Origin of the sequence: Flavobacterium ardleyense (assembly GCF_033547075.1) — a bacterium.
Lineage (GTDB): Bacteria > Bacteroidota > Bacteroidia > Flavobacteriales > Flavobacteriaceae > Flavobacterium > Flavobacterium ardleyense_A.
Window position 1 is genome coordinate 2,560,233 of record NZ_CP137891.1, and the last position, 24,260, is coordinate 2,584,492.

A 24,260-nucleotide genomic window follows, 5' to 3' on the forward strand; every position below is an offset into this window, starting at 1 on the left:
ATAGTTTTCAACTCATCGTAAGTATAAGCTTTATATTATAATCCCAATTGTTTGACGTTTTCTTCGACGGTTGTTGTTAATTATAAAAAGTGGGTTGCATTACTATAGATATTATACTTGTAAAAGTAATTCTTTTTACAATTTCAGGAAATCCAAGTTTCTTCAACTTTGCTAATAATCCACTTTCCTTCTGATTTTTTAAGATAAACTAAATACCCTAGTCCGCATTTGTCGCCACAAGAATAGCTTACGTCAATTGTACCCGTTTCTTTTTTGTCGTCAAATTTGATACTAGAAAACGACATTACACCCGCAAATTTGGCATAACTTTTCTTCCATCCGGTATATTTTAAATCTGCATCTCTAGGCTGCTCACTAAGATGTTTAAAGATAAATTTTAAAGTATTATATTTACTTAAGTTAGTTTCTTCATTTATCAAACCTTCGTTCTCAATAGCGATTACGAGATTTATAGTATCACTTTTTAAAGCTAATCTCTTGACTTCACATTCTAAATCTCTCTGATATTGGCCAATTGTATCGAAACCTTTCCATCTGCCATTTTTGTCATACAGCATTTCTCCTTTTTCTGGAAAGCAGGTATATAATCTCTGATCTCTATAAGTTGAGTCAACTATCGTTATGAACAATTCGTCAAAGACTTTCTGTTCAAATTCCTCTGTACTAAGATTGCTTATACAACCGCAGAACAATAGTAGTAAGATAGTGATAGATACAATTTTCTTCATAGAAAGATTTATAAATGCGGCCCGAAATGGATATTATTTAATAATTATAGTTATTTCTTGCAAAGATTATGATACCACAAATTATAAATAGAATTTTTACCAATATACGGATATTAGCAAGATTTTTATTTTTGTAATTAAAATTATAACCTCTTGATTTACTGAATTACAAACAAGAGGTTATTTCTACTTTCTTTAATACAAAGAATAATCAATTCTAGCAGAAGTACTTCAACCAAAGCACAAATCCCCTTCTTTCCCCACGCCTGATAATCTACGATCTGCCTTGCTTTCCATTGATCATCTAGTAAGTTGAAGTCTTTTGGCGAAAGCCTACTCCTTATTATAGTTGAAAATGAGCAGAAAATTGATTTTAATTGCAATTATAGGACTCAATAAGATTTTCTGTTTTGCTTAAAAATCAGTAAATTCGCAGCTACTAAATAAAAAAACACATAATGAATACTAAGAAAATAGTTATCGTATCGGCTGCACGTACGCCAATTGGAAGTTTTATGGGTGCTTTATCTACTGTTCCTGCTCCGCAATTGGGTGCTACGGCAATAAAAGGTGCGCTTGACAAAATTAATCTTGACTACGCAAAAGTGGATGAGGTAATTATGGGAAATGTTGTTCAGGCTGGTGTTGGTCAAGCTCCTGCTAGACAAGCGGCTCTGCTTGCTGGTCTTAGCAAAGAGGTTGCTGCAACGACTGTAAACAAAGTTTGTGCTTCTGGTATGAAAGCAATTATGCAGGGTGCTCAAGCAATTAAAGCGGGAGATGCTGAAATTGTTGTTGCTGGTGGAATGGAAAACATGAGCATGATTCCTCACTATATGCACTTGCGAAATGCTACTAAATTTGGTCCTGCTACAATGATTGACGGGCTTCAAAAAGATGGTCTTGTAGATGCTTACGATAATAATGCAATGGGAGTTTGTGCTGATGCTTGTGCTACAGAATATAATTTCTCTCGTGAAGATCAAGATAATTTTGCGGTTGAATCTTATACAAGATCTGCAAATGCTTGGGATGCTGGAAAATTTGACGAAGAAGTTGTTGCTGTTTCAGTACCTCAACGTAAAGGTGACCCGATTATGGTGACTAAAGATGAAGAATATACCAATGTGAAATTGGATAAAATTCCTTCGCTAAGAGGTGCGTTTTCAAAAGATGGAACAGTTACGGCGGCAAATGCTTCGACTATTAATGATGGTGCTGCTGCGGTAGTGCTTATGAGTGAAGAAAAAGCAAACGAACTTGGATTATCAATTCTAGCTTATATCACTGGATATGCGGACGCGGCTCAAGAGCCAAATAAATTTACAACTTCGCCGTCTTTAGCTTTGCCAAAAGCATTAGATAAAGCTGGCGTTGCAATTACAGATGTAGACTATTTTGAATTCAACGAGGCGTTTGCGGTAGTTGGATTGGCTAATGCTAAAATATTGGATTTAGACCTTGCTAAAGTTAACGTAAACGGTGGAGCGGTTTCTCTTGGTCATCCTCTAGGATGTTCTGGTGCTAGAATCGTGGTTACTTTGTTGAACGTTTTGAAACAAAATAATGCAAAAACTGGTGCTGCAGCTATCTGTAATGGTGGTGGTGGTGCATCTGCAATTGTTCTTGAAAGAGCCTAAAATCAAAAATTACCTAAATGTTTGGTATTTCAAAACTGGCCATTATTCCGCTTCGTGCCGAATCTAGTCATAGAAGCGAAATTGTTTCGCAACTCTTATTTGGAGAACACTTTCAGATTCTGGAAGTGTCTCCCAATAAAGAATGGCATAGAATAAAAAATCAATTTGATGGTTATGAAGGTTGGATTGATTCAAAACAGTCTACTGAAATTTCGGAAGAGGATTTTGTAAATCTTTCTGCCCAACCTCGAATTTTAACCACAGATTTGATTGAATATGTTTCATCAAAAGATCATTTATTAACTACTGTTCCACTTGGATCGTCTCTTAATTTTTTGAGTATAGATTCAGTCAATAAAGAACAATTTGTTTTTGAAGGCGAGTCGGTTAATGAAATTCAAGACAAAGCTAAACTTATTGATACAGCATTTCTTTATTTGAATACTCCCTATTTATGGGGTGGCAGAACTCCTTTTGGAATTGATTGTTCTGGATTTACGCAAATGGTGTATAAATTAAATGGTTTTAAGCTAGAACGCGATGCCTCGCAGCAAGCATTGCAAGGAGAACCATTAAGTTTTATTGAAGAAAGTGAAGCTGGTGATTTGGCATTTTTTGATAATGACGAAGGTGTGATTACGCATGTGGGAATCATCATGGAAGACAATTACATTATTCACTCAAGCGGAAAAGTCCGAATTGACAGACTGGACCATTTGGGGATTTTTAATCCAGAAACGCAACGACATACACACAAGCTCAGGGTAATAAAAAAGTATATATAAAAAAAAACGTCTCGAAAATTTCGAGACGTTTTTGTTTTTAAGCGATAGCAACGTTATTCTTTCACTTTTGCTTTAAGTTCTTTGTATTTTGCCGTCATTTCAAGGTAATTGTAAACCGTCATAAGGTTATAAATTACGTTTTGATTTTCAGGTTCAATTGCATAGGCTTTTTCAAGAAGAGGTAATAATCCTTTGAAAGTTGCAGCTCTCTCTGCTTTAAAGGCTTCATATTTTTTATTATCGGCAGCAGATGTTCCAAGTTTATTCATCTTTTCTACAACCAATTTGTCCTCTTTAAATTTTATTGCAGCGATGTTTACGTATGCATTTGCATATTCAGGATTGATAGAAACAGCTTTTCTAAAATACTGTTCGGCTTCAGTTAAATTATCAGCATCAAATGCAATTACTCCCAGGTTATAGACTAGATCTGCATCATTAGGATTTTTTTCAAGCAATTGATTTACAACTTTCTTGTAACCATCATAATCCTTAAGTTGCAAATAAAGATCAGCTTCTGTAAGCATTAATGACTCATCATTAGGATTTTCGATTTTTGCATCAGCAATTGCCTTTTTTGCCTCTTCAATCTTACCTTGCTGCACAAGAATTAAAGCAACATTTTTGTAAATCTCTCCTCTTTTTGATGGCTCTTTCTGATCACGAGGTTGGTCGTGAGTTTTAAAAGTAATCATCTTATTTCTCATGTCCTTTGTAGCAAAGGACTCTTCTTTTTCTGTTGCAATATTTCTTGCTAGAAAATTTGTTTTTTCTCCAGAGTATTTCAAATCTTTCAATTCGTTATAATACTTTAAAGCTAAATCATAATCATTAGCTGTAATTGCATAAGTTGAAGCATAATACAAATTATCTTGATCTTTCTTATCTAGTTGGTAAGACGAATACAAAGCTTTTGCTGCTTCTGAATACTTTTTGTCATTACCTAAAGCAATAGCATAATTAAGAATTGCGGTTGACAACATAGGCTTTAACTTTTCAATATCTTTTGAATGAACTGCTTTTCCAGAAGTCTTTTCAAATTCTGTAACGGCATTCATACTGCTTACCATTGCTTCTAGTTTCGCCTGAGAAAAAAATCTTTTTGCAATAGCATTTGAATTCTCACCCTTTGCTATCTCCACCGCAGAATTGTATTCCAACAACGGTGTAATATCATTGTAGAAATTTATATAAACTTTATCTGATGCATCTGCAGATCCAAGAAAGCCTTTTGCTGCAGTGGCGTTGCTCTTATATTCGCTTAATTGCTTCGCATCCGGAGCCTCTGTTTTATCTAAAATCTTTTTAAGAGATTTTAATTCATTTTTCTGCGCAAAAGTTACTCCCGAAATTAGAAGTGCGCCTGCAAGTATGACAACTTTTTTCATATTCTATTTTTATTTAAAATCTTTATTCTTCGTCTTCGTCTTCGTTATCTTGATCTTCGTCAGAATCATCTTCGTCCAATTCATCTTCGTCCAATTCATCTTCTTCTAACTCATCTTCATCAGCAATATCATCAGAAATCGATGGCTTTACAATTTCACCGTTTTCATCAATTTCAGCAGCTTGTTCAATTGCCGCTTCTATTTCTTCTTCATCCTCGCGAATAACTTTTGTAACTGCCGCAATAGAGTCTGTTCCTTTAATATTAATAAGTCGAACTCCTTGTGTTGCTCTTCCCATCACTCTCAAGTCTGAAACTTCCATACGAATGGTAAGACCTGATTTATTGATAATCATCAAATCATCATTATCCGTAACAGCGTTGATAGATATAAGACTACCTGTTTTTTCAGTAATATTCAAAGTCTTAACTCCTTTCCCACCTCTATTGGTAATACGGTAATCATCTAAAGAAGATCTCTTTCCATATCCGTTTTCTGATACGACAAGAATTTCGCTTGACATATCGTTTACAGAAATCATACCAATACATTCATCTTGCTCGTTTTGAAGCGTAATTCCACGAACTCCAGAAGCTGAACGTCCCATTGGGCGCGTTTTTCCTTCTTCAAATCGAACCATCTTACCAGATTTTACTGCTAATAAAACTTGGCTTTCCCCATTGGTAAGTTTTGCTTCTAAAAGTTCATCATCTTCACGGATAGTAATCGCGTTAATACCATTTACTCTAGGTCTAGAATATTGCTCTAGCAAAGTCTTCTTAACCTGACCTTTTTTAGTAGCCATAATCACATAGTGACTATTGATGTAATCTTGGTCTTTAAGATCCTGAGTACAGATAAAAGCTTTCACCTTGTCATCACTTTCGATATTTACCAGATTCTGTATTGCTCTACCTTTACTAGTTTTTGATCCTTCTGGAATTTCATAAACTCTCATCCAGAAACATTTTCCTTTTTGAGTAAAGAACATCATATATTGGTGGTTAGTTGCCACAAATAAATGCTCTAAGAAATCTTGATCACGTGTTGCCACTCCTTTTTGTCCTACTCCACCTCTATTTTGAGTTTTGTATTCGCTAAGGTTTGTACGTTTGATATATCCTGCATGCGAAATTGTGATTACAACATTCTCATCCGCAATAAGGTCTTCAATACTCACATCTCCACCAGCATACTCGATGATAGAACGACGAGCATCTCCGTATTTTTCTTTAATTTCGAGAAGCTCTTCTTTAATAAGTTCCATTCTCAATTCTTTGCTAGCAAGCAATGCTTTCAAACGTTCGATTACTTTCATAATCTCGTCATACTCTGCACGTAATTTGTCTTGCTCAAGACCAGTCAATTGACGAAGTCTCATCTCGACAATCGCACGAGCTTGAATTTCTGAAAGTTGGAATCTTTCGATTAATTTCCCTCTTGCTTCTTCTCCATCTTTCGATGCACGAATCAATTTTATCACTTCATCGATATTATCTGATGCAATAATTAATCCTTCGAGAATATGCGCTCTTTCTTCTGCTTTTCTTAATTCGAAAATTGTCCTTCTTGTCACAACATCATGTCGATGTTCAACAAAATAGTGAATCATATCCTTCAGATTCAACATTTGCGGACGACCGTTAACTAGTGCAATATTGTTTACACTAAACGATGCTTGAAGCTGTGTATACTTATAAAGAGTATTCAATACCACATTTGGCACTGCATCTCTCTTTAATATATAGACGATTCTCATACCATTTCTATCCGATTCATCACGGATGTTGGCAATACCATCTATTTTTTTATCATTTACAAGATCGGCTGTTTTCTTAATCATATCAGCCTTATTCACCTGATACGGAATTTCAGTTACGATTATGCACTCACGTCCATCCACTTCTTCAAAACCAACTTTTGCACGCATCATTACACGTCCACGTCCAGTTTTAAAGGCTTCACGCACGCCATCATATCCGTAGATAATTCCCCCGGTTGGGAAATCTGGCGCTTTGATGTGATTTATAAGTTCGTCAATTTCGATATCATTATTATCGATGTACGCCATTGTACCATCAATAACTTCGGATAAATTGTGAGGAGGCATATTGGTTGCCATACCTACCGCAATTCCAGAAGCACCATTAATCAAGAGATTTGGTACTCTCGTAGGCATTACTTTTGGTTCGTAAAGTGTATCATCAAAATTTAGTTGAAAATCGACTGTTTCCTTATCGATATCAGCCAAAATCTCTTCGGAAATTTTGCGCATTCTAGCTTCGGTGTATCGCATTGCAGCAGGACTATCCCCATCTACAGAACCAAAGTTACCTTGACCATCAACTAATAGGTAACGTAAACTCCATTCCTGGGCCATACGTACCATTGCATCATAAACGGATGTATCACCGTGAGGGTGGTACTTTCCTAATACTTCTCCAACAATTCTGGCAGATTTTTTATGAGCTCTATTGGAAAAAAGTCCCAAATCATACATTCCGTAGAGAACTCTTCTATGCACCGGCTTGAGTCCGTCCCTAACATCTGGAAGTGCTCGCGATACAATTACCGACATCGAGTAATCGATGTAAGCTGATTTCATTTCATCCTCAATATTTATCGGAATTAACTTACCTGCGTCAGCCATATTTATCTATTAAATTATAATTATAATGTTAAAAAAAAATTTACGCTAATGTACAGATTTTTTTCTTATTTTATGGGTGAAAAGTCGTCTTTTTTAAGCTGTATTTTGCTTATGAAAGATGTGACCTTGTATTTGAAATTTAAAGATTGAAAGATTGAAAAATTTAAAGATTTAAATATTAGGTAACAATGAAATAGTTCTCAGGATTATAATGTTGGTTGGTAAGTGATTCTTTATTTCGGTCAAGCCGAAAAACCAATGATTTTTTGACAACCTGTGGAATTACATTTCCAACAGAAGACTTTTTGTTCCATCTCCGCCACTGCCGAAGCTATTATTTTCAAAAACAAACTTCAAGACTTTGTCAGAAATTACAAATAATGCTAGGTCATTTTACTGAAAATCGCTTCATCTATTCAAGTCTCTATTTTAATATCTAAAAACTCTAGAAATCTATGAGCCTTCCAATCTTTGTATCCTTCTATCGTCAATTTTTTTCACTTACTTTAATAATTCTATTTTTTAGATTTGATTTAATTCTTAAACCCTTAAATTTATTAACAAAAACATAGCGTAATAAGTTGATAATATTATCCTAATAAGGTTTTTTATTCCCTTTTAATTTTGTCAATTAGCTGACAAGTATTTACTGTTGGTAGGGTTTTTGCACTTTATGCAGTAATTAAATAACAAATTAATAATTCCCTTAACAGATATGGACGATAATTTTTCACCAAGAGTAAAAGATGTCATTACCTATAGTAAAGAAGAAGCACTACGATTAGGGCACGACTTTATAGGGACAGAGCATCTTATGCTAGGAATTTTGAGAGATGGTAACGGAAAAGCAATCAATATATTAAATAATTTATCGATAGATTTAGATTTTTTACGTAGAAAAGTTGAAATTCTAAGCCCAGCAAATCCAACAGTTAGCATCGGAAACGATAAGAAAAACTTGCACCTAACTAGACAAGCTGAACGTGCGTTAAAAACAACTTTCCTCGAAGCAAAAGTTTTTCAGAGCACTTCTATTAGTACAGCGCATTTATTGCTTTGTATTCTTAGAAATGAGAATGATCCAACAACCAAACTGCTCAATAAGATGAAAATCGACTATGATGCAGCCAAAGAACAATATATAAATATGACGCCAAACAATGATGATTTCCTAGACAATCTGCCTCGTGCTGAGTCATTTAATGATGATTCAGGACAAGATGACAGTTTAAAAGAAGGTACGTTCGCCAGTCCTGCCAATAAATCCAATAAGAAATCTAAAACTCCGGTACTAGATAATTTTGGTAGAGATTTAACAGAAATGGCTGAGGAGGGGAAACTTGATCCTGTTGTAGGTCGTGAAAAAGAAATTGAAAGAGTATCGCAGATCCTGAGCAGACGTAAGAAAAATAACCCTTTGCTAATTGGTGAACCTGGAGTGGGGAAATCTGCAATTGCAGAAGGTCTTGCTCTAAGAATTATCCAAAAGAAAGTGAGCAGAATACTTTTCGGAAAACGTGTTGTAACTCTAGACTTGGCCAGCTTGGTTGCCGGAACTAAATATAGAGGACAGTTTGAAGAGCGCATGAAAGCGGTGATGAATGAACTTGAGAAGAATGATGATATTATTCTTTTTATTGACGAAATTCATACTATCGTGGGTGCAGGTGGTGCAACGGGGTCACTTGATGCTTCAAATATGTTTAAACCTGCTCTTGCAAGAGGAGAAATACAATGTATTGGTGCAACGACTCTTGATGAGTACAGACAGTATATTGAGAAAGACGGTGCATTAGAAAGACGATTCCAAAAAGTTATTGTGGAACCAACTAATATTGAGGAAACAATTGAAATCTTGAATAATATCAAGGATAAATATGAAGAACACCACAGCGTTACCTACACTCCCGAAGCGATTGAAGCTTGTGTAAAATTGACTAGTAGGTATATGAGTGATCGTTTCCTTCCAGACAAAGCTATTGATGCTTTGGATGAAGCAGGATCGAGAGTGCATATTACAAATATTGATGTGCCAAAACAGATTGTAGATCTTGAAGCGCAATTAGATGATGTTCGAGCACTTAAGAATACTGTGGTTAAGAAACAGAAATATGAAGAAGCAGCAAAACTTCGTGATGATGAAAAACGCATTGAAGCTGAATTAGCCGAAGCACAGAAAAAATGGGACGAAGATTCGAAAAATAATCGAATTGAAGTTACCGAAGATAATGTTGCCGATGTAGTTTCGATGATGTCTGGAATTCCGGTAAATAGAATTGCGCAAACAGAAAGTAATAAACTTGCAAAATTACCAGAACTTATAGAAAGCAAGGTAATTGGACAGAAAGAAGCAGTATTAAAAATTGCTAGATCTATCCAAAGAAACCGTGCTGGACTTAAAGATCCAAACAGACCAATTGGGTCGTTTATCTTCTTAGGACAGACTGGAGTTGGTAAAACGCAACTTGCAAAAGTTCTAGCGAAAGAATTATTTGATTCAGAAGACGCTCTTATCAGAATTGATATGAGTGAGTATATGGAGAAATTTGCAATCTCGAGACTTGTAGGAGCACCTCCTGGATACGTAGGATACGAAGAAGGTGGACAACTTACTGAGAAAGTAAGAAGAAAACCATATTGTGTAGTACTTCTAGATGAGATTGAAAAAGCGCATCCAGACGTATTTAATATGCTGTTGCAAGTATTAGATGATGGATATTTAACCGATAGCTTAGGACGTAAAATTGACTTTAAGAATACGATTATCATTATGACTTCAAACGTTGGAGCAAGACAACTTAAAGACTTTGGTCAAGGCGTTGGTTTTGGTACTTCTGCAAGAATTAGTCAGGCTGATGATAACTCAAAAAGTATTATCGAAAATGCACTTAAGAAAACATTTGCTCCTGAATTCTTAAATAGAATTGATGATGTAATTGTCTTTAATGCTCTGGAAAAAGAAGATATCAGTTTGATTATAGAAATCGAATTGAAAAAATTGTATGCTAGAATTAAAGAACTTGGATACATTCTTTCTATCTCTGACGAAGCAAAAGCATTTATTGCAGAGAAAGGTTTTGATAGACAATTTGGCGCAAGACCATTAAAAAGAGCTATTCAGAAATATGTTGAAGATGCCCTTGCCGAAGAAATCATTACTTCTAAAATTATAGTTGGAGATGAAATCTTTATGGATCTTGACAAAGATAAAAATGAATTAACAGTGGAAGTTCAAAAGAAAGAACAGCCAGCTGAATAAGGTTATAATTTGAACACGATTAAAGCAATCTGCAGAAATGTAGGTTGCTTTTTTTTTGCAGTAAGCTTTCGCTAAAATAAAAAAAAAGACCTGCAATTTGCAGGTCTTTTTGTATAGATTTAGTCTTTAAATTACTTCATAAGATCTTCTTCGATCTGAATTGTTTGAAGGAATTTTACCGTATTGATAATATCGTAATGCAATATTCTATCATCTTCTACAAGAGAAACTTCTGAACGATAAGTTTTAAGAATCATTTCGATAAACGGACTTGATTTTAATGGACTTCTAAAAGATAAAGCTTGAGAAGCATTCATTAGTTCAATTGCAAGAATTGTTTCAAGGTTGTTCACCACCTGAAGTGCTTTTACAGCTGCATTCGCACCCATACTCACATGATCTTCTTGTCCGTTGCTCGATACAATGCTGTCCACACTTGCAGGGCTGCAAAACTGTTTGTTTTGACTTGCGATACTTGCCGCAGTATATTGAGGAATCATAAATCCTGAATTCAATCCTGGATTACTTACCAAGAATGCTGGTAAACCACGAAGACCCGAAATCAGTTGATACGTTCTTCTTTCAGAAATACTTCCTAATTCTGATAAAGCAATTGCAAGAAAATCCAAGGCTAAAGCTAAAGGCTGACCGTGGAAATTTCCTCCAGAAATAATTTCGTCAGATTCTCTAAAGATATTTGGGTTATCCGTCACCGAATTTATTTCTGTTTTAAAGACTTTAGTCACGTAATCGATCGCATCTTTTGAGGCACCGTGAACTTGCGGCATACATCTAAAAGAATATGGATCTTGGACGTGCTGTTTTTTCTGTTCTATTATTTCACTCTCATCCAAAAATTCAAGTACTCGTTGAGCCGTTACAATTTGACCTTTATGAGGACGTATCATGTGAATTAGCTCGTTAAAAGGTTCTTTGCGGCCATCAAACCCTTCAAGAGACATTGTACCAATTAAGTCTGCCCAATACGAAAGTTTATTCGCTTTAAGTAAAATATAAGTTCCGTAAGCGCTCATAAATTGAGTACCATTAAGCAATGCCAATCCTTCCTTTGACTGAAGCTTTATTGTTTCCCATCCAAATTCGGTTAATACCTCCGAAGCGTGCACTCTTGCACCTTTATAATTCACTTCTCCTTCACCAATTAGAGGTAATGAAAGATGAGCAAGCGGTGCCAAATCTCCAGAAGCTCCAAGTGAACCCTGAGTATAAACCACCGGCAAAATATCATTGTTATAAAAATCAATCAATCTTTGAACAGTTACCATCTGAACGCCAGAGTGTCCGTAGCATAACGACTGAATTTTTAAGAGAAGCATAATCTTAACTATCTCTTCAGGAACTTCAGATCCTGTACCACAAGCGTGCGATTTTACTAAGTTTTCTTGAAGTTTAGAAAGATCTTCTTTTTCAATTTTAATATTATAAAGTGATCCAAATCCAGTGTTGATACCATAAATAGCGTCATCATTGGTTGCCATCTTATTATCAAGATAATCACGGCATTTTTGAATATTTATCTTGGATTCTTCAGAAAATTCTAATGTTAAACCTTCGGTAATAATTTGTTGTACTTTACCAAGAGACAGCATTTCGCTGCTTATGTAATGACAGTTGTCCATAGTTTTTGTATTGAGCGGTAAAATTCCGCAAATTGACGCAAATAAGCAAGCAATTTAGCGATAAGCTTTTAAGGCAGATTAGTAGCGATTCTTATCTAGTTGTTATTCTTCCATTTGCGAGACCAACTGCGCATAGATTCTATCAAATGTTTTTTCCAGATCAGCACACATACCAGGATGCGGTCTTGAGGTCTGAATCATACTGCTGCGCATTGCGGTAAGCCATCTAAAACGTGACGGCAGGTCAAAAGTTGCCACAAGTCCAGCATCTTTATCGGCATTTGCAATTTGCTGAAAAGCTAAAAGATTTCTTTTTATAAAATCAACATCAATCGTAGCAAAAGCTTTGAGACGGTTTTCATCTACTTCGAAAGCTACTTTTATAAATTTCTTGTGCTTGCAAAATAATATCAACCCTACGTTCAAGAATTCCTCCCTTTCTACATTTGGCAATAGCCTAATGATAGCATATTCATATAAGTTTTTCTCTTGCATTTTTTGCTTCATTTAGGAATATTTCTGAATTTGAAAGTCTTTTCGATAAAAAATTGAAGTAGATTTCTCTGAGTTGCTCAGGCGAATAATCGCCATCCTCCCATAAAAGCCATTCTTCGGGAATTAGATTTACGATGTTTTTGATCGTATCATCTGTGAGAATTTCTCTGAAAAAACTATTAATGTCATCAAGTTTTGAAGCTTGCTTTAATAGTACGTGGTCTTTTATCAAAGCAAATGGTGTAATTGCTGCTTGCTCCCAATTGGTAAATGAATGATGAAAATACAAGCAAGCGCCGTGATCAATAAGCCACAACTCTTTCTTCCACATCAACATATTGGTATTTTTTGCAGTTCGGTCCACATTTGTTATAAATGCGTCAAGCCATACAATTTTACTGGCCATTAGCGAATCCACTTCAGTAACAGCAGGATCAAAAGTCATTGCTTGCGACAGAAAATGCAACCCGAGATTTCGACCGTGACTTCCTCTAAGCAAATCTTGAATTTCCTCGTCAGCTTCAGTTCGCCCAAAAGCCTCGTCAAGGTCAAGAAATACCAATTCGGGTATTGGAAGACCTAGTGCTTGTGCAATCTTCCCTCCTATTAGTTCGGCAATCAGCGCCTTAACTCCGTGACCGGCGCCTTTAAATTTAAGTACATATTTATAGGTGTCATCGGCTTCTACAAGTGCAGGAAGCGATCCTCCCTCTCGCAAGGGTTGCATATAGCGGACAACTTCTTGCTCACGTAGTTTTTCTACGGTTTCCATAGGCATATAATATCAATTAAAGATTCACAAAATTACGAAGAACAGAATAAGCTTCGGGACTTTTAGAGCATTAAAGTTATTGCGAGCTTTGGTCTTTTGGCGAAAGCCTAAAAATCATCAATTTTGCCCAGATTTTCACTTTCTAATACCTTATGCTACAACACGCTACAAAGTGGTTTGCCAAAATGTTGTTACGACCAAAAAAAAGCAATAAATTAGCGCCTTTAAAACACAACTTCAAATGAAAAATACTCCGCTTACGCAAATACACGAACAACTAGGTGCAAAAATGCTTCCTTTTGCAGGTTATAATATGCCTATTCAATATGAAGGGGTGAATGCTGAACACGAAACAGTGCGTACTGCAGTTGGTGTTTTTGATGTTTCGCACATGGGTGAATTTATTATTTCTGGTCCAAATGCGCTTAATTTGATTCAATCAGTTTGTACAAATGACGCTTCGACAATTGAAATTGGAAAAGCTCAGTACACCTGTATGACAAATAATGAGAGTGGAATTATCGATGATTTGATTATCTATAGACTTGCTGACCAAGAATATTTGCTTGTTGTAAATGCTTCAAATATTGATAAAGATTGGGCGTGGATAGAAAAGCACAATACTGTTGGTGCCGAAATGACCAACATTTCTGACACTATGGCGCTATTAGCAATTCAGGGTCCAAAAGCAATTGAAGCAATGCAAAGTCTTACTGCCGTGAATCTTGCGGGAATTAAAAATTACAGTTTTGAAGTTGCAGAATTTGCAGGTGTTCAGGACGTCATTATTTCAGCTACTGGATATACAGGATCTGGAGGATTTGAAATTTACTGTAAAAACGAAGATGCTGTAGCGATATGGAATAAAGTTTTTGAAGCGGGAGCATCTTTTGGCATTAAGCCAATCGGTCTTGCGGCCAGAGATACTTTGCGTCTAGAAATGGGTTTCTGTCTTTACGGAAATGATATCAATGACACTACAAATCCAATTGAAGCTGGTTTAGGATGGATTACTAAATTCACAAAAGAGTTTACAAACTCCGAACATATCAAAACAATTAAGCAAGTTGGCGTTTCTAGAAAACTTGTTGGTTTTGAAATGACTGAGAGAGGAATTCCAAGACACGATTACGAAATCGTTGATAAAGACGGTAATGCAATTGGAATAGTAACATCTGGAACAATGGCGCCTTCGCTAAATAAAGGTATTGGTTTAGGATACGTTAGCATTGATAATAGCGCTGTAGATAGTGAAATCTTTATCAGAATTCGCAAAAATGATGTAGCAGCCAAAGTTGTGAAAACACCATTTTACAAAAAATAAAACAAACTGAGTTTTCATATTTAATAAAACAACTCTTATGGGAAGAGCATTTGAATTTAGAAAAGGTAGAAAAATGAAGCGTTGGTCAGCGATGGCAAAAGCTTTTACTAGAATTGGAAAAGACATTGTGATGGCCGTTAAGGAAGGTGGTCCAAATCCTGATGCCAATTCACGCCTGAGAGCCGTAATTCAGAATTCGAAGGCTGCAAATATGCCTAAAGAGAATGTGGAGAGAGCAATTAAGAAAGCAACCGACAAAGATACCGCAAATTACAAAGAAGTACTTTTTGAAGGATATGCTCCTCACGGAATCGCGATTTTAATTGAAACTGCTACTGATAACAATAACAGAACGGTGGCAAATATTAGAAGTTACTTCAATAAATGCAATGGTTCGCTAGGAACTCAAGGCTCTGTGGAATTTATGTTTGATCATATTTGCAATTTTAGAATTGCCAATACTGGTTTGGATATCGAAGAATTAGAATTAGAACTAATTGATTTTGGAGTTGAAGAAATTTTTGAAGATGAAGACGGAATTTTAATTTACGCTTCATTCGAAAGTTTTGGAACTTTGCAAAAAGAATTAGAACACCGAGGTTTTGAGATTTTATCGTCAGGGTTTGATAGAATTCCGCAAGTTACAAAAGAACTTACCGAAGCTGAAGTTGCCGATGTAGAAAAACTTCTCGAGAAAATTGAAGAAGATGACGACGTACAGAACGTGTACCATACCATGCAAGAGTAGATAAAATGTAGAAACCGTTTCGGATTTTAAAACGGTTTTATATTTGATCTTCTATTTTTATAAAAAAAGCAGCTACAAAGATTTTTGTAGCTGCTTTTTTGTAAAGATGGAATAATGATTTTTGCTAGTAGGTGCTCTTAATTTTTTCGAAAAGTTGCTATCGGTACATATGTTGGATCCGTTAAAATCAAAGTGTCTCCATCAAATTTATAGGCACCTACTTTTGCTAAGACATTTATAAAATCTTGCTCTTTATTGCCAGGTTCACATAGCATCTTTGTAGATGCTATATCTAATAGTTGCAATCTATTCTCTGTATTTGATTTCATTACTCCATTGATTTGATTGCAACCTGCAAAAGCAGTAAACATGTTTTTCTCACTTAGGAATTCAATATAAAGACTATTTTGAGAGTTCTTTTCTGAAATTTCCTCACCTCTTAATGTTTTCAGCATCCATTTGCTGTTTAGTTTAGAATCAGCAAAATATTGACCACAACCATAATACTCTTTAACCTCTCCAGCATCCGCATCTATTAAAGATACATTTGCCTTATAAGAATAGCGTTGTTCACTCATTCCATCTGAGCATTCTCCTGGTTTTACATCTATGGTTAACATGTGAGTTTTATTGGTATAGGTAAGCTTCATGTTTTCATAAAGAATATCATTATTATCATTTGGAAAAATTATACCTTTTTCATTTCCTAGCTCAGAGAACTTTACCTCTTTTTCAGAAATTTCGATACTCCAAAATGGCTCGGTACCAACTGCTTTAAAATACGGAACTCCACTTGTATTTGCTACTGCTGTATGTTCTAATGTAGTTTTTTCAACAATTTCTTTTTGACTTTTGCATGATGACAATCCTGCAAAAGAGATTACTGACAATAAGATTATACTTCTTAATTTCATAGTATCATTATTAATAAAGATTATTTAATATTTTTTTTTAGTTCTAGTAAAAGTATAAAATTTGATTAGACTTTAGAGCATTCCATAATATTTTCGAAGCAGCCATTCAGCGCTAAGACAAAATGCCGCGATTATTAACAGCCAAATCCAATCAATTAACGACCCTTTTTTGGTGCTTTCTTTTTCTATACTTTGAAAATTCTTGTCATTGAGCAGTTGATCAAGCGCCTCATCTACTTGGCTAGAAAGAAAAATTGAACCTGAAGTTGCATCTGCGAGTTGCTTTAATTTTTGATAATCTGGATTTACGAATTGCTTTTCAATATCAAATTCAATTATTTCTATTTTGCTAGTATAAGTGGCATTTGAATTTTTCTCTTTTACAATCAGTTTGTAATTTCCGGCCGAAAGTCCGTTGAGATTTACCTGAAAGTCGGTATCATTCTTTAAAAAATCTAGCAATTTAATTTTTCCAGTTTTCGAGTCTTGTAGTGACATGGTAAGTTTAGCATCAGGATCGGGCTGATAATTTTTGTCAAAATATTGAGCAGAGATAATAATATCATCGCTAGAATTATAGAAATTCTCGTGGGTTACCACTAGTGATTTACGAGAATTATCCGACATCAAATATTGAATTGTTTTGTCGAAGAAATTATCGAATTCTTCAAAACTTTTGGTTGCATCGTGACTTTTTAATCTCCATTTCCAAATCCCCTCTCCCAACAAATAACCTACTCTCTGTCCATCAATATCACTAAATGCGAGCATAGGCGATCCTGTTGATAGATTATTGATTTTTGAATCCAACAGAACAGTAACATTATTAGAAGTCGTGATTTTTCCATATGGCATTTGCAATGGTGGGAAATAATCCGTTTTTAAATCCTTTGTGTTAAATAGATTAAAAGACGAATTTACTGCGGGCAAATATTCTTCAACTTGATTGCTAACTTTAAATGCTAAGTCCGTTTGCAGTGAATTTAGAAAATTATAATCACTAGAGTTTCCTGCAATTACCAAGTAATTTTGTTTTCTGGCTTTCGCCAAATTCATAATGTCTTTGAAATTTGCATTTGGTTGATAGAGAATTAGTAGATTATAATCTGCCGCACTTTGGAAGTTTTTCGGTGAAATTATGGCAACATTGCGCTGTGCATTGTTCAATATACTTCTTTTAATAGCAGCAATGTCTGGATGATTAATATCTGAAATAATCGCAATTTCTGATTTCTGATCGATTACGTCAACCAGAAAATCCTTGCTGTTATTGTAGGTGTTTTTTTCGGTCTCCGCCGAAGTTACCGTTGCTTTGTAATTATTTAACCCGATTTTGTCTGCGGGAAGCAGGAAATTTACAATCTCAACATTTTTTGAATTTGAAAGGGAGATTTGCTGTGTACTGATAACTTTTGAATCCCGCGATATCGAAACCTTTGCTTCTACCCTCTTATTTCCATTGTAATTCACAAAGATTTCAACAGGAAATTTATTTTTGTGATAGGCATATTTGTTCGCGTTAATTCGATCGATTTTCAAATCGAAAACCGAGGTTGTATCTCCCAAAATAATTGGCAATACCTTGTTTCTATTGCCGAACGAATAGATGTAATCACTTCCTTCTGTCTGATTCCCATCGGTGAGCAACAGTGTAACAATTGAAGAATTTCGATAGACTTTTGATAATTGGGTTCCTATTTGAGAAATATTAGTCTGCTTGCCCTGAAAATTTAAAGAGTCCAGAATATTTAAGTCCCTATCGAACTGGTATTGTTTAATTTCGAACTTTTTGGCTAAGTCCGAGTTTTCTAAAATTTTATTTAAAGTTGCTTCGGCTTCACTTTTTGAACTCAGCATGTTAATGGACGAAGAATTATCCACCGCAACAATCAGTGCTGGTTTTTCTACTTGATACGATTTCTTTATTACCGAAGGATTTATCAGCAGTGCGAGAATACAAAATATCGCTATAGAACGCAAAAAAGCTAAAAGTAAATTCGCTTTGGATTTACTTTTAGCTTTAAAGAAATACTGAAAATAAGACAGCGCAACCGCCGCAAATCCCGATAGGATTAAAAGTATTACAGTATTTATTGTCATTTATTCTGGGTTGTATTCAAAAAATTTTATTTTTAAAAATTAAATTGTGCGACTATGTCAACATTCCGCCGTCAACATTCATTACTTGCCCTGTAACATAAGCGCTCATATCTGAAGCAAAAAACAGGCATGCATTAGCAACGTCTTCTGTTGTTCCACCTCTCTTTAATGGAATACTTTGACGCCATCCTGCTACCGTATCTTCGTTAAGATTTGCCGTCATTTCGGTCTCGATAAATCCAGGAGCGATTGCATTACAGCGAATATTTCTAGATCCAAGTTCCAATGCGACAGATTTTGTAAAACCAATTACACCTGCTTTAGATGCTGCATAATTTGCTTGTCCAGCGTTTCCTTTAACTCCCACAACCGAGCTCATATTGATAATAGATCCCGAGCGTTGTTTCAAGAAAGTTTTCTGAATTGCTTTTGTCATATTAAAAACTGACTTTAAGTTAACATCTATAACTTTATCAAAATCAGCTTCTGACATACGCATCAATAAATTATCTTTGGTAATTCCAGCATTGTTGATTAAGATATCTACAGATCCGAAATCAGTCAATACGTCATCTACAAGTTTTTGAGCTTCGTCAAAGTTTGCTGCGTTTGATTGGTATCCTTTTGCTTTAATTCCTAGAGTTTCCAAATGCTTCTCTAGCTCTTGTGCCGAAGCTACAGAGCTGCTATATGTAAATGCAACATTTGCTCCGTGTGCAGCAAATACTTCTGCGATTCCTTTTCCTATTCCGCGACTTCCTCCAGTAATTATTGCTGTTTTTCCGTTAAGTAATTTCATATAAAGTAAATTCTAAAATTTGATTAGCTCGAAAGACAAATATAACCTATTTGTTCATTTTATAAAATTCTGAGAAGTATTAAATAGCGCAATTCATTTAAGATGCTTTATTACGAGATCTCTTGTATTGTAGTAGATTATTCAGTTGCTACTTGCGGTCTCTCGCTCTGCTCTGCAATGCCATCTTCTATCATTTCTTCTACTTCCTGCTCCTCTTCCTTCTCCAACGTTTCTACTTCGTCTTCTTGAATATCCTCAGTTTTGTTAATATAGAATTTAGAAAATAGTGGCAGGTGATCACTACCAATATTTCGCAAAGTTTTGAAATCTTCGATAAAGATTTCAGTCGAATGAAAAAACAAATCTATTGGAAAACGCAACACCCAATATCTAGCATGATAGGTCGAAACAAATCCACGACCAATCCTTGGATCGATTAATTCGGAAGTTTTTCTAAATAGAATTGACGATTTTGCCCAGGCAACATTATTAAAGTCGCCAACAACAATTGTTGCTCCTTTGGTTTCTAAAACCTTTTTACCCAAAGCGAGAAGTTCGCCATCTCGCTCCTTGCTTGTATCTTCTTCTGTAGGACTTGGTGGTGGTGGATGAACTCCAAAAAAAGTAAAATCAAAGCCATCATCAGTTATTACAGACGCCTCGATACTAGGAAGATCGTCTGAAATTAGATAGTTAACCTTAATTGACTTTACTTCGAATCTTGTGTAGAAGTGAATTCCGTAAGTATTTTCGAGAGGAACTTTTTTAAAATTAGGATAATCCTTTTCGATTGCAGTTAGTGCATCATCCCACGCTTGATTTGATTCCATTGTGAGCAAAATGTCTGGCTTGACTTCCAACACTAAATCCACTAGATTTTGATATTGCTCATTAAACTGATACACATTTACAGAAATTACTGAGACCGTATCCGAGTGTTTTTGAACATTATCCTTTACACGTTTTCTATATATTGGAGTGTACGGAATTAATAGCATTAAGTGATGCGCGATGAAGATTGAATGAATGCCTATAGAGATCCAAAAAAGCAAATCTTTGTTTTCTACAAATAATAAACCAATCATAATAGCTATCAATTGAAGAAACATCACTTGAATTCGACCAATTTCTGGAACTCGAAATATCCAATGTTGATGCGGAATAAAAGGCAAAGCTGATGCTAGAATAAATAATGCCGAAAGTATGTAGTAGGTTAATAGCATATCTTATTATATAGCAGCTTGAAAAAAATTTAAATTATGTATTGGTTTCTTATCAAAGCTAAATTTACATTATTGAATTTAAAGTGCAAGCTAGATATAAAAAAATTCTTGCAATTATTTTTGTGATGCTAAGCTGAGTTTAAAGCGCACTTTATAGAAATGTACATTAGGAGTTCCTATAATTAGTTCTTAAAACATCAATACTCCATCTTATAAAATCTTTCAACTAATAAAATGCTGATCACGCTAGCACAAATTTTAAAAAAATCTACTCAACACTAACCCTTTAAGTGCAAACAGAATTTATAATTTTTAATTTCTTTAATGACGCCCTCCCGCAGCAGGGATGGGAACGGCATCCTTTGCTGCTACCCTGAATTTCTCATTTAACCAAAAATATTCTAGCAGCAAAGATACAGAGGACAGCCCGGTGATGCCGGTAGGAACGCTCCGGCAGCAGCTGCCATAAAAATTACAATAGCTCTTTAAAAACAGCTTGTACACCTACTACTATTTTTGAATATTAGTATAATTTGTAGGAATGGTCACCGCATTTCCGTCGCGCTCGGCACGATAATGAGGGGATAAAATTTCGATTCCATCCTCATTGAATGTATCTAGAATATTGGAAAATAATTGAGAGTGAATGCTGGCCTGCATATTAGCACCGCGGGTGTAGCCATAAACTTCGTAGCCCACATAAAAATCTTCCAGACCAGTCTGAAGTACAAAAGGCTTTGGATCTTTTAGAAATTGTGGTGTGCGATCGGCAGCTTCGAGCAGCGCTTTATGTACGTCCTTCCACGGTACATCGTAACCTATCGTTACGGCAGCCGATAAAACAAGGCCTTGATTTAGGCTTTCCATTGAATAATTGATGGTATGATTGCTCATTACTGTTGAATTTGGGATGGAAATTATCTCGTTGAGAGGCGTCTTAAGCCTAGTAACTAATAACGATTTCTCGATAACATCACCCGAAACATCGCCAATTTTTACCCGATCGCCAATTTTAAACAGTCGCATATAGGTGAGCACCAATCCAGCAATCATATTGGACAAAGAACCCGCAGACCCAAAAGTAAAAAGAAACCCTAAAAATACCGAAACTCCTTTAAATATTGGTGAATCGCTGCCCGGAAGGTATGGGAAAATTACCACAACCATAAAAGCCAAAACCATTATTCGCAAAATTTGAAAGGTCGGATTTGCCCAGTCTGGATAAAATCCTGATATTTTAAGATTTCCGCTTTCTACTTCATATTTTAAAAATTTTAAAGCCCTCATCACATATTTGAACGCAATTAAAATAACAATAATCGTAATTAAATTTGGCAAATAGTTCCACAACGAAAATGCGATTTTTTTGACTGGGGTTAAGATATATCCAAATAAGGTCTCGGCAAAATGACGTGTCCACGGAAAAATTCCAAATAAAATAGGCAACGCAACCGAAATCAGGATTAGAATCAAAATCCATTTTATCAACTTATTTAAAGCTAACAAAGTATTGACTTGGCGACGAGAATCAAATAATTCGTAGTCTTTAATCTTGATACCTTTTATGCGGACATCCTGTTGTTTTTCTATTTGATTTGCAGAATATTTAAAAAGTTTGCCTGTATAAAAAATGATTAATCCTAGCACCACCAAAACTAAAATAGCCAATGCAAATTCTTTTGCCAAGGTAATTAGACTGGTTTCAGCTTTGTACTTCTTTAGAGCTGTCTGAATTATTTCTCTGTATTTCTCTGCTAATTCCTTGGTTGTAGCATCATTCCACAACGCATCATTTTCTGAAATTGTTAAAATAATTCGATCACCATTTAAAATATCGACACTCGACTCATTGTGTACAAGACTTAGAGAATCGGCAGCGACATTAAAAGATTCGGATAATTTTTGAATACGATCAGAAACTGCAACTGCGCGGTCGTGCGCGGTAAAACTTCCAGAGTTGTTATAAATTGTGAATAAAGTGTCCTTAAAAAATCCTATAACAGGATATCCGGTTGCCGCTGATCGTCTTGAATCTATCGCTAATTTCTTCTGGACAAGCCGAATACTGTCCTTAATCCTGAGAGTGTTGAGTTGGTTTTGAAGTGATTTTTTCTCCAGATTATCGGTGGTATTTAATCCGCGGATTTTTTCTTCGAGTCGCACTTTTTCTATAGAGTCGCTGGCTCGCTGGCTTTGCGCCGCAAGTACAATCATTTTATACTCAGTTAAAGCGCTATTATTTATTGAGTCAATTTTTTTGTCCTGTGCAGAAATCGCAATCGAAAAAAAACAATTTAAAGCTATCAAAAAAGGAAGTATTCTCATATAGTTCTGTCGGAAGAAGGCTTGCATTCTCCTACTGACAAATATATATGAAAGATTGTACTATTTAAAAATGAAGAAATATTTTTACAAAAAAAACATTAATTCCTAAAATTATGAATCTACTCACATTACTTTTGTTCCCGACCATCACATTGTGATTACAATATATTAAGCAGCGCATCTAAGCTATCCGGAGTGACGAGATTCTCATCCCACAATTCAGACATGACTGAGAACCTTGTCGATTACTTTTGGCAGATCAACTAGAATTTTAGAAACTACACTTTGGTTTTTTGCCAATAAAATTATTGTACATACATTTAACCACAAATAAAAAAAATGAAAACATCTCTAGCTCGTCTACTTTCAATAGGATTATTAATAATTATGACTTCTATTTTCACAGCTTGCGGCATATCTGCCATGCAAGAATCTAGCATAAACTTTAGAGAGCACACTGCTGTAAATGGTCGCGTTGTAGGATCGGTTACATTTGTAAATACTAAGCCCTCTCATAGAAATTATTGGCTGCGATTGTCGTCAAAAAGTACCGATAAAAAGATTGCTAGACGAAATTCCACATCGGTCGTTTTTTCAGCCAATGGACTTCCTAAAGAATTTGTGGGCGAATTGGAGCGCGGTCAAACCTATTTATTTACCGAAGAAATGATGGTAGGCGATTATGATGTGTCTGCAATGGTGTTTATTCGCCCAATAGGAATGGGTACAGAGTATATAACCTATTCGGGCTTTTCAATTCCGTTCTCGGTGCAAAAAGGAAAGATTACCTACATTGGAAATATCATAGTGGATGAAAGTATCATGGGTCAAGATTCGTTTATTAGCTATAAAAACATGTATGATCGCGACATCAATGCCATGCGAAAAACCTATCCCGAAGTAGTGTGGACTCGCGCCCTGAATGATACAACTAGAAAAATTGAATTCAATGAGATTTTTACTTTAGAGAAAACAACAGAATAAAAATTCGAATTTCATAGAAATTATCGTTTTTATTTGGGCGCAACCCGTCGCCAGAACGCATCTCTTTCTGTTTGAGCAGTAAGGTGGCTTGGGTCGGGTCGTCCACTATATCTTTGCTGCCACAACTATCTCTCTTAATCAGATAATTTTCGTTGGCAGCAAAGGATGCCGTTCCCACCCCTTGCGCAAAACCTATCAAAATAACTATCTCATCTAAAAAAGATCTTTGGTCCTGCAAAATTTTTATAATTGTGGGAATTTGGGTAGCAAATCTTTTCTTTATACTGCTTTGTTTGTGAAATGATTCAATAATACCAGCTAAATAATCCCATTTTAGTTCATTTTTTCGAATGCGTCTACAAAATTAACTTCAAGGTCAACCTGCTTCGTCAAACCAAATTCTCTAAATGAAATATGGTTTGAGAAATCAATGTGTAAGACTAAATAAGAATACTATAAAATTTA

17 protein-coding genes are annotated in these 24,260 nt (G+C 35.4%); 6 read left to right on the forward strand and 11 right to left on the reverse strand.

Going from position 1 to position 24,260, the window contains the following annotated elements:
- Nucleotides 1-143: 143 nt before the first annotated feature.
- A complete protein-coding gene (locus SBO79_RS11080; RefSeq protein ID WP_318640462.1) occupies nt 144-749 on the reverse strand; it encodes a hypothetical protein in 606 nt (201 codons plus the stop codon).
- Between the two features lie 458 nt (nt 750-1,207).
- Here SBO79_RS11080 and SBO79_RS11085 point away from each other — a divergent pair, with 458 nt between their 5' ends.
- Both SBO79_RS11085 and SBO79_RS11090 read left to right on the forward strand, forming a co-directional pair.
- Complete coding sequence (locus SBO79_RS11085) at nt 1,208-2,389, forward strand: acetyl-CoA C-acyltransferase (protein ID WP_318640463.1); 1,182 nt, start codon at nt 1,208-1,210, stop codon at nt 2,387-2,389.
- A 17-nt stretch (nt 2,390-2,406) separates the two neighbouring features.
- Complete coding sequence (locus SBO79_RS11090) at nt 2,407-3,174, forward strand: C40 family peptidase (protein ID WP_318640464.1); 768 nt, start codon at nt 2,407-2,409, stop codon at nt 3,172-3,174.
- A gap of 53 nt (nt 3,175-3,227) precedes the next feature.
- Here the strand turns inward: SBO79_RS11090 and SBO79_RS11095 are convergent, their stop codons facing one another.
- Both SBO79_RS11095 and gyrA read right to left on the reverse strand, forming a co-directional pair.
- Complete coding sequence (locus SBO79_RS11095) at nt 3,228-4,562, reverse strand: tetratricopeptide repeat protein (protein WP_318640465.1); 1,335 nt, start codon at nt 4,560-4,562, stop codon at nt 3,228-3,230.
- A 22-nt stretch (nt 4,563-4,584) separates the two neighbouring features.
- A complete protein-coding gene (gyrA, locus tag SBO79_RS11100) occupies nt 4,585-7,212 on the reverse strand; it encodes a DNA gyrase subunit A (protein WP_318640466.1) in 2,628 nt (875 codons plus the stop codon).
- Nucleotides 7,213-7,927: 715 nt separating this feature from the next.
- Here gyrA and SBO79_RS11105 point away from each other — a divergent pair.
- Nucleotides 7,928-10,471 carry an ATP-dependent Clp protease ATP-binding subunit gene (locus SBO79_RS11105; protein WP_318640467.1) on the forward strand — a complete coding sequence of 848 codons (2,544 nt, stop codon included), beginning with the start codon at nt 7,928-7,930 and terminating at the stop codon, nt 10,469-10,471.
- Nucleotides 10,472-10,602: 131 nt separating this feature from the next.
- Here SBO79_RS11105 and hutH read toward each other — a convergent pair whose 3' ends face one another.
- The 3 genes from hutH to SBO79_RS11120 form a co-directional block, all read right to left on the reverse strand.
- A complete protein-coding gene (gene hutH, locus SBO79_RS11110) occupies nt 10,603-12,111 on the reverse strand; it encodes a histidine ammonia-lyase (RefSeq protein ID WP_318640468.1) in 1,509 nt (502 codons plus the stop codon).
- Between the two features lie 102 nt (nt 12,112-12,213).
- Complete coding sequence (locus SBO79_RS11115) at nt 12,214-12,606, reverse strand: DUF3037 domain-containing protein (RefSeq protein WP_318640469.1); 393 nt, start codon at nt 12,604-12,606, stop codon at nt 12,214-12,216.
- Nucleotides 12,584-13,378 (reverse strand): HipA family kinase, encoded by a 795-nt coding sequence (locus tag SBO79_RS11120; RefSeq protein WP_318640470.1) that lies wholly within the window; start codon nt 13,376-13,378, stop codon nt 12,584-12,586. The genes SBO79_RS11115 and SBO79_RS11120 overlap by 23 nt, the downstream gene beginning before the upstream one ends.
- 241 nt (nt 13,379-13,619) lie before the next feature.
- Here SBO79_RS11120 and gcvT point away from each other — a divergent pair, with 241 nt between their 5' ends.
- Both gcvT and SBO79_RS11130 read left to right on the forward strand, forming a co-directional pair.
- Nucleotides 13,620-14,702 carry a glycine cleavage system aminomethyltransferase GcvT gene (gcvT, locus tag SBO79_RS11125; protein WP_318640471.1) on the forward strand — a complete coding sequence of 361 codons (1,083 nt, stop codon included), beginning with the start codon at nt 13,620-13,622 and terminating at the stop codon, nt 14,700-14,702.
- 37 nt (nt 14,703-14,739) lie between these two features.
- Complete coding sequence (locus tag SBO79_RS11130) at nt 14,740-15,450, forward strand: YebC/PmpR family DNA-binding transcriptional regulator (RefSeq protein ID WP_318640472.1); 711 nt, start codon at nt 14,740-14,742, stop codon at nt 15,448-15,450.
- 137 nt (nt 15,451-15,587) lie between these two features.
- On the opposite strand, the gene SBO79_RS11135 is transcribed toward SBO79_RS11130, so the two are convergent.
- The 5 genes from SBO79_RS11135 to SBO79_RS11155 all read right to left on the reverse strand — a co-directional run bounded on the left by SBO79_RS11135 (nt 15,588) and on the right by SBO79_RS11155 (nt 22,700).
- Nucleotides 15,588-16,364 carry an META domain-containing protein gene (locus tag SBO79_RS11135; protein WP_318640473.1) on the reverse strand — a complete coding sequence of 259 codons (777 nt, stop codon included), beginning with the start codon at nt 16,362-16,364 and terminating at the stop codon, nt 15,588-15,590.
- Between the two features lie 72 nt (nt 16,365-16,436).
- Nucleotides 16,437-18,464: a hypothetical protein gene (locus tag SBO79_RS11140; protein ID WP_318640474.1), complete on the reverse strand. Its 2,028-nt coding sequence runs from the start codon at nt 18,462-18,464 to the stop codon at nt 16,437-16,439.
- A gap of 52 nt (nt 18,465-18,516) precedes the next feature.
- Entirely contained in the window at nt 18,517-19,263 is a 747-nt protein-coding gene (fabG, locus tag SBO79_RS11145; protein WP_318640475.1) for a 3-oxoacyl-[acyl-carrier-protein] reductase, read from the reverse strand.
- A gap of 137 nt (nt 19,264-19,400) precedes the next feature.
- Entirely contained in the window at nt 19,401-20,486 is a 1,086-nt protein-coding gene (locus SBO79_RS11150) for an endonuclease/exonuclease/phosphatase family protein (RefSeq protein ID WP_318640476.1), read from the reverse strand.
- A 510-nt stretch (nt 20,487-20,996) separates the two neighbouring features.
- Nucleotides 20,997-22,700, reverse strand: coding sequence for a mechanosensitive ion channel family protein (locus tag SBO79_RS11155; protein ID WP_318640477.1), 1,704 nt, complete (start codon nt 22,698-22,700; stop codon nt 20,997-20,999).
- Between the two features lie 450 nt (nt 22,701-23,150).
- Between SBO79_RS11155 and SBO79_RS11160 the strand changes: the two genes are divergently transcribed.
- Nucleotides 23,151-23,795: a hypothetical protein gene (locus SBO79_RS11160; protein ID WP_318640478.1), complete on the forward strand. Its 645-nt coding sequence runs from the start codon at nt 23,151-23,153 to the stop codon at nt 23,793-23,795.
- The last annotated feature ends 465 nt before the right edge of the window (nt 23,796-24,260 follow it).